Source organism: Stenotrophomonas terrae (assembly GCF_001431465.1).
Classification (GTDB): Bacteria; Pseudomonadota; Gammaproteobacteria; order Xanthomonadales; family Xanthomonadaceae; genus Stenotrophomonas; species Stenotrophomonas terrae.
Genome location: NZ_LDJJ01000031.1, coordinates 36489 through 50015, shown reverse-complemented (window position 1 = coordinate 50015; position 13527 = coordinate 36489). Strand labels below are relative to the sequence as shown.

Genomic DNA, 13527 nt, shown 5'->3' with positions numbered 1-13527 from the left:
GACAGCGCGCCTGTCGAGTTCCGTGCGGGCCGGCTTGCGGCAAACACGGTGTGGCAGGTGCGGATTGAGTCTGTTCCCAGGCCACCGGTGAGGGGTATGAGATATGTCCCAAGGCGGGTTTTTCTGTGATGCGCGTGCGCCAAATTAGCGTTGTTTTAACTGGGTTTTGGCGGCTTTGGCGGGTCCGATTGAGACGATTCGCGGGCGTATGGAAAGCGCGTGGCGGCGGCATCGAGGGCGGCGATGCAAGCAGAGGTCAGCGTCGGGGGAAAGGGCTGTCCAACGGGCTGATTCCGTGTTCATTAATGTGAAATACTTAGCGAAATAGCCCAAATGGGGGATAATCGGCACATGGCAATCCAACTGAAAACCCCCGAAGAAATCGAGAAGATGCGCATCGCTGGCCGTCTGGCGGCCGAGGTGCTCGACATCGTCGCTCCGCACGTCAAGCCCGGCGTCACCACCGAAGAGCTGGACCGCATCTGCAACGACCACATCATCAATGTGCAGGGCACCGTCCCGGCCAATGTGGGCTACCGCGGATTCCCCAAGACCGTGTGCACCTCGGTCAACAACGTCATCTGCCACGGCATTCCCAGTGAAGCCAAGGTGCTCAAGGATGGCGACATCATCAATATCGACGTGACCGTCATCAAGGACGGCTGGCACGGCGACACCAGCCGCATGTATTACGTCGGCACCCCGTCGGTGATGGCCAAGCGCCTGGTGGAAACCACCAAGGAAGCCATGTGGCGTGGCATCCGCGCGGTCAAGCCGGGTGCAACCCTGGGCGATGTGGGCCATGCGATCCAGGAATACGCCGAAGGCGAGCGTTTCAGCGTGGTGCGCGAGTACTGCGGCCACGGCATCGGCAAGGTCTATCACGACGAGCCGCAGGTGCTGCATTACGGTCGTCCGGGTCAGGGCCTGGTGTTGAAGCCGGGCATGACCTTCACCATCGAGCCGATGATCAACGAGGGCACCCGTTACACCAAGGTGCTGCCCGATGGCTGGACCGTGGTGACCAAGGACCGCAAGTTGTCGGCACAGTGGGAACACATGATCGCAGTGACCGAAGACGGCGTTGAGGTATTGACGTTGTCACCGGCTGAATCCGCGCAGGCATGACCCCACAGCCGGCGGGCCCGAGTCTGGACACGCCGGCCGATTCCGCCGGTGACGCGCAATGGGCTGCCGATGCACGGCAGTCCCTTGCCCATACCGATGCGCGCCTTGGCAAGCGCTTCGAGCAGGCCGACAACGTCGAACGCCTGCTCGGCCTGCGCACGCGCGCGGTCGATCAACTGATTATTGAAGCCTGGCAGCGCTGCGTTCCTGCCGGCGCCGGTCTGGCGCTGTTCGCGGTAGGCGGTTACGGCCGTGGCGAGCTGTTTCCGCGCTCGGACATCGACCTGCTGGTGCTGGCCGAAAGCGACGTGCAGCAACGCCACGAAGCCACGCTGGCGCGCCTGTTCGCGCTGCTGTGGGACGCCGGCCTGCCGGCCAGCCACGCGGTGCGTTCGGCTGCGCAATGCGTACACGCTGCCGCCGACCAGACGGTATTGACCGCCTTGATCGAAGCGCGCCCGCTGGTGGCTGACGCAACCGCCCAGCATGGCCTGGCGCGGGCGATCGCGCCGAGCCTGGTATGGCCGCCGCGCGAGTATTTCCTGGCCAAGCGCGAAGAGCTGCTGGCCCGCCACCAACGCTTTGGTGACACCGCCGACAATCTCGAGCCGGACATCAAGGATGGCCCGGGCGGCCTGCGCGATCTCAATACGCTGGGCTGGATGGCGCTGCGCGCCTTTGGCGTCAGCAACATCGATGCGCTGGTCGGGCTTGGCCATCTGGGCCTGGACGAGGCGGCTGCGCTCAAGCGCGAGCGGCAGGTATTGGCGCGGCTGCGCTTCGGGCTGCATCTGGTGGCACAGCGGCCGGAAGAACGGCTGCGCTTCGACTACCAGAAAACCTTGGCCGCACGCATGGGCTTCGGCGACGACGCCGAAAGCCTGGGCGTGGAAAAAATGATGCAGGGTTTCTATCGCAGTGCGACGGTGATCCGCCGCATCAGCGATCGCCTGTTGCAGCGCTTTGAAGAACAGTTCGACGGCGAAGCCACGCCGCAAGCGGTGGGCGCCGGTTTCTCGCTGCGCCGCGGTTATCTGTCTGCAGACGATCCGATGTGGCCGCACGGCGATATCCGCAGCATCTTTGCCTTGTTCGCCTGCTGGGCGCGGACCAACGATGTGCGCGGTCTGCATTCGATGACCGCACGCGGCCTGGCCGAAATGCTCGATGAAATCCCCGCCTATTCGGCGGTTGATGACAGCGTCCGCGAACAGTTCATGGCCTTGCTGCGCGGCCCGCGTGCGGTCGATACGCTGGCACGCATGGCCCGTCTGGGTGTGCTGGGGCAGTGGATTCCCGCATTCGCGGCGGTCTCCGGGCGCATGCAGTTCGACCTGTTCCATGTCTACACGGTAGACCAGCACACCTTGATGGTGCTGCGGAATATGGCCTTGTTCGCCAGCGGCCGTGCCGATGAGTGTTTTTCCATCGCCCATGAAGTATGGCCGCGCCTGCGCAAGCCGGAGTTGTTGCTGCTGGCCGGCCTGTTCCACGACATCGCCAAGGGCCGTGGCGGCGACCATTCCGAGCTGGGTGCGGTGGACGCGCGCGAGTTCTGCAGCGCACATGGCCTGAGTGGCTCGGATACCGAACTGGTGGCCTGGCTGGTGGAACAGCACCTGCGCATGTCGATCACCGCGCAGAAGCAGGACATTACCGATCCGGAAGTGATCCATCGTTTTGCCGGCCTGGTCGGTGACCGCGATCGTCTCGATTACCTCTACCTGCTGACCTGCGCCGATATCGCCGGCACCAGCCCCAAGATGTGGAATGCGTGGAAGGACCGGTTGCTGGCCGACCTCTACTTCGCCACCCGCCGCGCGCTGCGCGAAGGCCTGGAGCATCCCTTGCCGGAGGCGGAGCGGGTGCAGGAAGCGCGCGACAACGTGCGCGAACAGATGCGCTTGCTCGGCCATGCCGATGCGGTGATCGAGCGCCAGTTCACCGCCATGCCTGACGAAAGTTTTGTGCGCTTCCGCCCCGAGCAGTTGGTTTGGCAAGCCGCCTCGCTGATCGAGATACGCAAGGGCGGCACCCTGGTTAAGGTGCGGCGGATCACCCCGGAAAGTGACGCGCTGGAAGTTTTCGTGCATTCGCCGGACCGCGACGGCATGTTCGCCGCCATCGTGATGACCCTGGACCGCGCCGGCTACGGCATTCACCGTGCCCGCGTGCTCGATGGCCCTGACGACACCATTTTCGATACCTTCGAAGTGACGCCTGCAGGCAGCTTTGCCGATGGCGACGCCGCGCGATTGGAAGCGGTGCTGCGCAAGGCATTGGCCGGCAATATCCTGATATTGCGTCCGTCGCGGCGGGTGATGCCGCGCCAGCTCAAGCATTTCCGCTTTGCCCCGCGCATCGAGTTCCTTGAGTCCAGCCATCAAGGCCGCACCGTATTGAACCTGGTGGCGCCGGACCGCCCCGGGCTGCTGGCCGATGTTGCGCATGTGCTGCGTGACCAGCGTCTGCGTGTGCAGGATGCGCGCATCGCCACGTTCGGCGAGCGCGCCGAGGATCAGTTCCAGCTCACCGATCGCCACGATCACCCCCTTACCGAAACCTCCATGCAGGCTTTGCGCGACGCATTGCTGGCCTGCCTGGATCCCGACAACAAGCCAGGAGACCCCCACTGATGGCAAGCAAGCCCGCAACCAAGAAGACCGTGACCAGCAAGACCGCCAGCAAGGCCGCACCGGGCAAGACCGCAGCGCCGAAGAAAAAGGCCGCCGCAGTGAGCAAGCCGGCCGCCAAGCCTGTTGCCAAGGCAGTCAAGGCGCCGGTCAAGAAGGTTGCAGCTGCCAAGCCGAAGTCGGCCAAGCCGGCGACGCCGTCGCTGGGCCCGCGCAGCCTGCGCAAGCCGCCGGCACCGGGCGTGGCCGAGCTCAAGTTCAGCATCGAAAGCGCCTTCGAGCGCCGCAGCATGCTGACCATGGACGAGATCGAAGGTTCGACCCGTGCGCTGGTCAATCGCGTGATCGACGGCCTGGAATCGGGCGAGTTCCGTGTCGCCGAGCCCGATGGCAACGGTGGCTGGAAGGTCAATGAGTGGCTGAAGAAGGCGGTGCTGCTGTACTTCCGCGTCAATGACATGGCAGTGATGGACGGCGCCCCGGCACCGTTCTGGGACAAGGTCGAATCGCGCTTTGAAGGCTATGATGAAGCCGCCTTCCGCCAGGCCGGCGTGCGCGTGGTGCCGGGCGCGATCGCCCGCCGTGGCACGCACTTCGGCAAGGACGTGGTGCTGATGCCGAGCTTCACCAACATCGGCGCGCACGTGGGCGAGGGCACCATGGTTGATACCTGGGCCACCGTGGGTTCCTGCGCGCAGATCGGCAAGCACTGCCACCTGTCCGGCGGTGCCGGCATTGGCGGCGTACTGGAGCCGCTGCAGGCCAGCCCGACCATCATCGAAGACCATTGCTTCATCGGTGCCCGTTCGGAAGTGGTGGAAGGCGTGGTCGTCGGCCACCACAGCGTGATCGGCATGGGCGTGTTCCTGAGCCAGAGCACCCGCATCTACAACCGCGCCACCGGCGAAGTGACCTATGGCTATGTGCCGCCGTACAGCGTGGTGGTCAGCGGCTCGCTGCCGTCCAAGGACGGCACGCATTCGTTGTACTGCGCGGTGATCGTCAAGCAGGTGGACGCCAGGACCCGCAGCAAGACCAGCGTCAATGATCTGCTGCGCGGGTTGGCGGACTGAATTTCCCTTCTCCCTGAGGGACTGCAGCCCCCTTTTTGGGGGAAGGTGCCCTGAAGGGGCGGATGAGGGTAGGGCAGTCGCCTGCGGTGTGATTCGCAGGAGGCTTCGCCCTTGCCCTCTCCCCAACCCCTCTCCCGGCAGGAGAGGGGCTACATCACCGCGAGCTTTGAACCATGACCACAATCTACGGACTGAAAAACTGCGACACCTGCAAGAAAGCCACCAAATGGCTGGACCGCTTCAATGTCGCCTATACCTTTGTCGATTACCGCGACAACAAACCCAGCCCGGAAACGCTGCTGGAGTGGGCCGGCAAGGCCGGCGGTTTCGCGGCGATGATCAACAAGTCGTCGACCACCTGGCGGCAGCTGCCGGACAGCCGCAAATCGCCCGAGTCCGATGCCGAGTGGAAGCTGCTGCTGCGCGAATACCCGCAGCTGATCAAGCGCCCGCTGGTGATCACCGACGACGGCACGCTGAGCCAGGGTTTCAGCGACAACGGCTTCAAGGCACGCTTCAACATCGCCTGAGTCGCCCTTCAGTAAATGTGGGAGCGGCCTGAGCCGCGAAGCCACCGATCCATAAGGCCGCCATGAACGACGTACTCGCCCTGACCTGCGATCTGATCGCCCGCCCCTCGGTAACCCCCGAAGACGCCGGCTGCCAGCAGCTGATCGCCGAACGCCTCAACACCGCCGGCTTCAACTGCGAGCACCTGCGCCTGGGCGAGGTCAACAATCTCTGGGCGACCCATGGCAGCGGCGCGCCGGTACTGGTGCTGCTCGGCCATACCGACGTGGTGCCGACCGGCCCGGTCGAGGCCTGGAGCAGCGATCCGTTCAAGCCGGAAGTGCGCGATGGCGTGCTGTACGGGCGTGGTGCCGCCGACATGAAAGGCAGCGTCGCCGCCTTCGTGGTCGCCGCCGAGCAGTTTGTGGCCGCCCACCCCAACCACCCCGGTACGCTGGCGGTGCTGCTGACCAGCGACGAGGAGGGCGATGCCATCGATGGCGTACGCCACGTTGCCAAGCTGTTCGTCGAACGCGGGCAGGGCATCGACTGGTGCATTACCGGCGAGCCCTCGTCCACCGCCACGCTCGGCGACCTGCTGCGCGTTGGCCGTCGCGGGAGCCTGTCGGCCAAGCTGCGCATCAAGGGTGTGCAAGGCCATGTCGCCTATCCGGAAAAGGCGAGGAATCCCATTCACCTGGCCGCGCCGGCGCTGGCTGAGCTCACCGCCCGGCATTGGGATGATGGCTACGAAAGCTTCCCGTCCACCAGCCTGCAGATTTCCAACATCAATGGCGGTACCGGTGCCAACAATGTGATCCCGGGCGAGCTGCAGGTGATGTTCAACCTGCGCTACAACCCGCACTGGAATGCGGAAAAGCTGGAAGCCGAGATCGGCGCACTGCTCGACCGTCACGGCCTGGATTACACGCTGGATTGGCACCGCAGTGGCGAGCCGTTCTACACCCCGGAAGGCCGCCTGCGCAGCGTGGCCCGTGAGGTGCTGGCCGGGTTTGCCGGCGCCGCGCCCGAGGAAAGTACCGGTGGTGGCACCTCAGATGCCCGCTTCATCGCCCCGTTGGGTGCGCAGTGCATCGAGGTGGGGCCGGTGAATGCCAGCATCCACCAGGTCGATGAGAATGTGCGCGTGGCTGATCTGCAGGCGCTACCAGACCTTTACCGGAAACTGATAGAAAAACTGCTGGACTGACCTGTTACGGTGCAGGTGCACAATCTTGCCAGGGGGGCAGGATGGACAGGGTTCAAATGGGATTCCGCCATGCGCTGATGGCGCTGTTGATGTGGTGCGTGCTGCCATTCGCGCAGGCTACCACCGCGATGCATGGCCTGCCGTTGCTGCGTCAGTTCAGTGCCAACCAGCTGCCGGCGTCGCCAACCTACCCGGGCGTGGTCGTTGACCGCGCCGGCAACCTGTATGCCGCCAGTGGCGAAGGGGTGATGCTCTACCGCAGCGGCGTGTGGGAGTTGCTGGAAGTAGCCGGCGAGGCGCCGGTGTACTCGATCATGCTGGCACGCGACGGCAGTATCCATGTCGCCGGTGCCGGCGTGTTCGGGAAACTGCTGTTGCGGGCAGATGGCACCCATAGATTCGTCGATCTGCTGCCGCGGCTGGCCAGTGCGGGCCTGGTGCAGGCGCCCGTCGAGGTTTTTTCGCTGGGGGAAACCGCGCGTGGTGTGCATGCGGTGAGTGCCGATGGCTTGTTCGTGCTGGAAAAAAACGGCAGCACCACGCGGCTGCAGGTTCCCGTTGGCGCGCGCGCACGCCCGCTGGTAGCTGGCGATGACATCTATTTCCGTGTGCCGGGCGAAGGCCTGTACCGCGTGGACAAGAACGCAATGGTGCCGGTCGAGGGCACGCAGTCATTGGCGAAACTGCGTGTCCCTGCTGCCTGGCCGTACCGCGGTGGCCTGTTGTTCGCCACTGCCGATGGCTTCCATTTCAGCGATGGCAAGCGCCTGCGCAAGCTCGATACCGATGCTGACGCCACGTTTCGTCTGCATGAGCCTTATACCGGCATCGCCTTGGCCGACGGCGGCTTCGCGGTGGGCAGCTTCGATGGCACCGTAATGCGCTTCTCGCCGGGCCTGCGCCTGCTCGACAGCTTTGCTGCCTGTGCGGGCGAGATGTATGACCTGGTGGAGGATCGCGAAGGCGCGGTGTGGGTATCCGGCGAGAGTGGAATCGCGCGCCTGCGTTGGTCGCTGCCGTGGACGCGCTTTGGGCGCCTGCATGGCCTGAGTGGGCGGGTCTTCGACAGCACCTGGTATGACGGTCGCTTGTGGGTGGCGAGCATGGGGGTATGGAGTGCACCTCCTTCCGCCGCTGGGACGCCGATGTTCTCGCAACAGCAGTGGCCACACCGTGACCTGGAAACGTTCGCCCTGGAGGGCACCAGCGCCGGCCTGCTGATCGGTGATCGCTATGGGCTGTCGGTGCTGGATCCCGGGCAGACGCAGCCTCGGCCTCTGCTGGCAGCGGTATTGGGCGACAGTGTCATCAAGCTGCTGCCTTCGGCGTTCGACAGCCGACGGATGTTTGCCCTGGCCAAAGACAGGATCATCGTGCTTGGCCAGCGCGATGAGCGTTGGCAGGTGGCGGCGCAATGGAAAACCAATATCAAGGCGGTAGACGGCCTGTACGAACTTGCGGCTGGCGAGCTATGGGCCGGTGACGCGGGTGGTGGCGCGCGCCGCTGGCGTTTCAATCCCGATAGCGGTCAATTGCTCACCGATCAACGCTATGGGGCGGCGCAGGGACTGCCGGTTGCTGCGGGGCAAGGCACGCATCTGTTCCGCAGTGATGGCGTGCTTTATGCGATCTCAGCCGGGCAGGTGCAGCGCTTGCAGGGCGAGCAGTTTGTGGTCGCAGAACTACCGTTGCTGACGGGGTTGCAGGCGCCGGCGGAGCTTGAGGGCGAGGACAACGCGCAAGGGAGCTTTGCCTGGACGGCAAAGCAGCTGTGGTGGCGCAAGCCCGGGGCCGCCACATTCGGGTTGCAACAGGTCAGTGATAGCCGCGTACCTGGCTTCATGGGTGTCGCGCTGCATGCTGATGGCCAGCTGCGCGTGGTCACCCGCGACGGCGTATTGCAGTTGGATCCTGCTGCTGCCGAATCCGCTGCTACGTCGTCGCAGGCGCGACTTGATCGCATCGAGTTGCAGCGGCCAGATCACCCGCCCGTGTTGTTGCCGCTGTCACCACAAACGCTGCAACACTTGCCGGCAGGCGCTGGCCTGGCCTTGCGCTTCGGCATAAGGAGCATGGAGCCGGAGGTCGAATTCCGCTATCGCATGCTGGGCCATCACGACGACTGGTCGCCTTGGGCCGCCGGGCGCGAGTTGACCTACCAACGCTTGCCGGCCGGGGCTTACACCTTCCAGCTGCAGGCACGGGTGTTGGGTGGCCTGCCGACGGAAGCAGTAGGTTATCAGCTGCAGGTGGCGCCATTCTGGTATCAACGCGGCTGGGTTCTGGCGGCCTTTGCTGCCGCAGGCGTGTTGTTCGTGCTGATGGTAGTGCGCCTGCGCACCCGCGCCGTCAACGCGCGCAACCGCCTGCTGGAACAGAAGATCGGTGAACGTACGGCCGAGCTGCAGAGCGCCAACGCACGCCTTTCGTTGCTGGCGATAACCGACGGGCTCACCGGTATCGCCAACCGGCATGCAATGGAGAAGGCGCTGCCGCGTGCATGGCAGCTTTGCGCAAAGTTGCAGCAGCCGCTGGCGGTGATGATGATCGATGTCGATCATTTCAAGCAGTTCAACGACACCCATGGGCATCACACCGGTGACCTGCAGTTGCGCCGTGTCGCGCAGACGCTGGCCGCACAGGTGTCGGGCGCAGATGAACTGGTCGCACGTTACGGCGGCGAGGAATTCGTGCTGATCCTGCCCGGCTGCGACCAGCAGGCGGCGCTGGCGCGTGGCGAGCGCCTGCGCAGCGCGGTGGAGCAGGTCACCGGCGCGGCAGGGCAGCGGGTGACCATCAGTATCGGCGTTGCGGTCTGCATTCCTGTACTGGAGGAGGACCCGATGGCCTTGGTGCGTTGCGCTGATCAGGCGCTTTATCGAGGCAAGCGGGGCGGACGCAATCGCGTACAGATCGCCGTGCTGGCGGAAGAGGCGGATGGAGCGCGTAGCGAGAAGTTCGATTGAAGAGGCGAGGGGCATCGTAAGGCAGAGTGCGACGAGCCCGCAGACAGGGATCCTGTAGTTCCACATCCTGTGACTCCAAAATCCACCCGTCCGTGGGCGCATATGGCGATTCTTTGCTCTGATGTGTTGGGGATATCTACGCCTGAGTGGTGGCAATTCTCAAAGGAAAGTCATACCCAACTTGCTTCCGGCACCTGCATTCCGGACCAATAGTCTTCGTGGCGTGAACCCACTCAAGCAACAATCAGCCCGAACGAAGCCAGCACCGCTGCAGCCTGCCGCTGCGAGATCACCGCTTTCTTGAAATACTTCGCGTCCATCACGTTGAGCCCGCTGATGTCGGTGTCGCGCAGATCGGCGCCTTCAAAGCGGGTCAGCTTGGTCTGCGCGTTGCGCAGGCTGCCGCCGCTGAACACCGCATCGCGGAAGTCGCAGCCGGAGAGATCGGCATCGGAAAAATCCATGCCTTCCAGCTGCGCCTTGCGGAATGACAGCCCGCGCAGGTCGGCGCTGACCAGCAGGCAGTCGCGGAATTCCAGCGCCCAGCCGCTGACTTCCTGCAGGTGCGCGCCGGTCAGTTTGCAATCCTTGAACTGCACCGACGACAGCGTGGCGCGGCGCCAGAAGCTGTTGTTGAGGTCGCAGTGATCGAAGCGCGAATCACTGAGCTGGGCCGAGCTGAAGTCGCAGTTGCTGCCCCGGCACTTCTGCCATCGGCTTTCTTCCAGTGACGCCGCCAGCCAGTTTGCGCGGCTCAACGAGCACTGGTTGAACCGGTAGCCGTCCATGTCCAGGCGCGAGAAATCGCCTTCGTCCAAGATGCAGGACTCGAACACCGCCGCGCGTGGATGCGCGCGGATGATCTGCTGCATGCGTGTGCGGTCGATGGTTTCTTCGCGGAAAGTGGCGGTGCTGGTCATGTTCAACTCTGCGGGTGCAAGCGGGTGATTCTGCGCGACATTGCTGGGCCGGAGCAGTCATGTCGCAGCGCGGCTTATGTGTACCGGGCGGTATGCGCTATTCGAAGATGAAGAACGGTGGCGCGATGGCTTTGCGCCAATACGATTCATCGGCAAGGTAGAACTCCTGCGCATTGGCGCGTGCGAACCATGCCGCTGCTGCAGCCTCATCCTTCTGCAGGCCCTTGCTGCCGCGACCCAGCGCCAGCCCGCTGAAGTACTGGCCGTAGACATTGCCTTGTTCGCCGGCGCGTTGGTACCAGCGCAGCGCCTCGCTCATATCCTGGGGTATGCCGATGCCGGCTTCATGCAGGGTGCCAAGGTCGACCTGTGCCTCGGCATCACCGCGAGCAGCGAGGCGCTGGATGCGAGCGATGGCGGCGTTGGTGGACGGCCGGTCGCCGGCAAGACGTGCCGCTTCGGTCGAGGCGCGGGTGGCCCCGCGCAGCGCGTCCAGCTTGTACAACTCGCGCATGTACACCGCCGAGCGCAGCCGCCAGCGCAGTGCGCCGGCCATGTCGCCCTGGCGTTCGTACCAGCGCGCCAGATCATGCATGGCATACGGTGAGCCGTGGTAGGCGGCACTGTGGTACCAGCGCAGAGCCTTGCGTGGTGATGGCTTGAAACGCACATCCTCAGGCTTCTGGGGTTCGTCGCTGCTGTCCAGCCGGCCTCGCTCCCAGAACGTACCCAGTTGTTCCTCGGCGCTGGTGCTGCGGTGGGTGCGCGGTGTTGTCGCCGCTGCGCGCGCATACCAATCCAGTGCGCGAGGGTCGTTCCATGCCTGGTACATCCTGGCGACCCGCAGGGCCGAATCGAACTGGCCATCGGCGGCAGCGGTCAACGCATCGCGCTCGGTTGCGCTGGGCGGGCGGCTGGCGGGCGCCGTCGCGCAACCGAGCAGGGTAAACAGGGGCAGTGCGTATAGCAGCAGGCGGGGTGTGGGGCGGGGCATCCAGCAGCTCGTCCGGGCAGAGGGCCGGCGATTATCGCGGAGCGCGCCGGCCCGGCTGCTGAATCGGTTGCCAAAGCAACAGTTGCGCGGCCGCCGAAACAGGGATACGGTCAGCGCATGTCCTCGTTCCTGGCCACCGCCGTCAACAATAACAACCGCAATAATCTGCGCGCGAATAATCGTGCGCGGCCACTGCGGGACTGCGACCAGAGCTAGAACAGGCAACACGCTCAGGACACCAGAAAACCCGCATCGGCCGATGCGGGTTTTTTTATGGCCGGGCGGGAACACCAAGCGGCTGGTCTTCAAGCCGTTGCTTCGACTGTTTGTCCCCACACAACCCAGGAGCTTTCCCATGTGTTCCATCTTCGGCATTTTTGGCCTGCAACCCGGTGACGACCTGCAGGCGCTGCGTCGGCAGGCGCTTGAACAATCCCAGCGCCAACGCCATCGCGGCCCGGACTGGAGCGGCGTCTACGTTGATGACGGCGCCATCCTGGTGCACGAACGCCTGGCCATCGTCGACCCGGCCGGCGGCTCGCAGCCGCTGTTGTCGGACGATGGCCAGCTGGCGCTGGCGGTCAACGGCGAGATCTACAACCATCAGGAGCTGAAGAAGGAGCTGACCCAGCCCTATGCTTTCCAGACCGGTTCGGACTGTGAAGTGATCAACGCGCTGTACCGCGAAGATGAGCCGGCCTCGTATCTGAACAGGCTCAACGGCATCTTCGCGTTTGCCCTGTGGGACCGCGCCAAGCAGCGCGTGATCATCGCCCGCGACCCGATCGGCGTGGTGCCGCTGTACTGGGGCCACGACAAGCAGGGCCGGCTGTGCGTGGCCTCGGAGATGAAGTCGCTGTCCGATACCTGTGCCGACGTGGCGCAGTTCCCGCCCGGTCACTGGTATGACAGCAGCACCGATACGCTGAGCAAGTATTACGAGCGCCCGTGGCGCGAGTACGAGGCGGTTGAAGGTGTGGACGTGTCGCTGGCCGAATTGCGTGAAGCCTTTGAACGCGCCGTGCATCGCCAGTTGATGACCGATGTACCGTACGGCGTATTGCTGTCCGGCGGTCTGGACTCGTCGCTGGTGGCGGCGGTTGCTGCACGCTATGCGCGTCACCGCATCGAGGATGACGGCCAGAGCGAGGCCTGGTGGCCGCGCCTGCACAGCTTTGCCATCGGCCTGAAGGGCTCGCCGGACCTGGCCGCGGCCAAGGTGGCGGCGGAAATGCTGGGCACCGTGCATCACGGTTTCGAATACACCTTCGAGGAAGGCCTGGACGCCCTGCCGGAAGTGATCCGTCACGTCGAGACCTATGACGTCACCACCATCCGCGCATCGACGCCGATGTTCCTGCTGGCGCGGCGCATCAAGGCGATGGGTGTGAAAATGGTGCTGTCCGGCGAAGGCAGCGATGAAATCTTCGGCGGCTATCTGTACTTCCACAAGGCACCAAACGCGCGCGAGTTCCACGAAGAGCTGGTGCGCAAGCTCGACGCACTGAACAACTACGACTGCCTGCGCGCCAACAAGTCGATGATGGCCTGGGGCGTGGAGCCGCGCGTGCCGTTCCTGGATCGCGAATTCCTGGACGTGGCGATGAAGATGGATGCGCGCCACAAGATGGTCGACAAGGCCAGCGGGCGCATCGAGAAAGCCGTGCTGCGCGAAGCCTTCGAAGGCTATCTGCCGAAGGAAATCCTGTGGCGGCAGAAGGAGCAGTTCAGTGATGGCGTCGGCTACGGCTGGATCGATGGGTTGAAGGCGCATGCCGAAGCCCAGGTTAGCGACCGCGTACTGGCAGCGGCCGACAAGCGCTTCCCGCACAACCCGCCGCAGACCAAGGAGGCGTACTACTACCGCCACGTGTTCGAGCAGTTCTTCCCCAGCCATGCGGCCTCGGAGACCGTGCCGGGCGGCAAGTCGATTGCCTGCTCGTCGCCGGCGGCGATTGCCTGGGATGCCAGCTTTGCCAGCATGGCCGATCCTTCCGGCCGCGCCGTGGCTGGCGTGCATGAGCAGGCGCTGGCGGGCTGAGCGATGACCCTGCGGCCCGCCACCTGCGGGCCATGGGGCCGTGTGTCGCGGG

The 13527-nt window shown here is 64.4% G+C and carries 9 protein-coding genes; 7 read left to right on the top strand and 2 right to left on the bottom strand.

All coding sequences use genetic code 11. The features are described from left to right. Positions 1-351: 351 nt before the first annotated feature. The 6 genes from map to ABB27_RS09575 all read left to right on the top strand — a co-directional run bounded on the left by map (position 352) and on the right by ABB27_RS09575 (position 9520). On the top strand, positions 352-1128 hold the full coding sequence (map, locus tag ABB27_RS09600; protein ID WP_057628477.1) for a type I methionyl aminopeptidase: 777 nt from the start codon (positions 352-354) through the stop codon (positions 1126-1128). Then, complete coding sequence (locus ABB27_RS09595) at positions 1125-3764, top strand: [protein-PII] uridylyltransferase (protein WP_057628476.1); 2640 nt, start codon at positions 1125-1127, stop codon at positions 3762-3764. The genes map and ABB27_RS09595 overlap by 4 nt, the downstream gene beginning before the upstream one ends. Next, positions 3764-4834: a 2,3,4,5-tetrahydropyridine-2,6-dicarboxylate N-succinyltransferase gene (gene dapD / locus ABB27_RS09590; RefSeq protein ID WP_057628475.1), complete on the top strand. Its 1071-nt coding sequence runs from the start codon at positions 3764-3766 to the stop codon at positions 4832-4834. Before ABB27_RS09595 ends, dapD begins: the two co-directional genes overlap by 1 nt. Positions 4835-5007: 173 nt before the next feature. Next, positions 5008-5364, top strand: a complete 357-nt coding sequence (locus ABB27_RS09585; protein ID WP_057628474.1) for a Spx/MgsR family RNA polymerase-binding regulatory protein — start codon at positions 5008-5010, stop codon at positions 5362-5364. A gap of 62 nt (positions 5365-5426) precedes the next feature. Then, complete coding sequence (gene dapE / locus ABB27_RS09580) at positions 5427-6554, top strand: succinyl-diaminopimelate desuccinylase (RefSeq protein WP_057628473.1); 1128 nt, start codon at positions 5427-5429, stop codon at positions 6552-6554. A gap of 41 nt (positions 6555-6595) precedes the next feature. Beyond that, on the top strand, positions 6596-9520 hold the full coding sequence (locus tag ABB27_RS09575; protein WP_083491234.1) for a ligand-binding sensor domain-containing diguanylate cyclase: 2925 nt from the start codon (positions 6596-6598) through the stop codon (positions 9518-9520). A 233-nt stretch (positions 9521-9753) separates the two neighbouring features. Here ABB27_RS09575 and ABB27_RS09570 read toward each other — a convergent pair whose 3' ends face one another. Together ABB27_RS09570 and ABB27_RS09565 are read right to left on the bottom strand one after the other, a co-directional pair. After that, positions 9754-10440, bottom strand: a complete 687-nt coding sequence (locus ABB27_RS09570; RefSeq protein WP_057628471.1) for a pentapeptide repeat-containing protein — start codon at positions 10438-10440, stop codon at positions 9754-9756. A gap of 97 nt (positions 10441-10537) precedes the next feature. After that, positions 10538-11434 carry a tetratricopeptide repeat protein gene (locus ABB27_RS09565; protein WP_057628470.1) on the bottom strand — a complete coding sequence of 299 codons (897 nt, stop codon included), beginning with the start codon at positions 11432-11434 and terminating at the stop codon, positions 10538-10540. Positions 11435-11789: 355 nt separating this feature from the next. Between ABB27_RS09565 and asnB the strand changes: the two genes are divergently transcribed. Beyond that, entirely contained in the window at positions 11790-13475 is a 1686-nt protein-coding gene (gene asnB, locus ABB27_RS09560; RefSeq protein WP_057628469.1) for an asparagine synthase B, read from the top strand. Positions 13476-13527 lie beyond the last annotated feature (52 nt).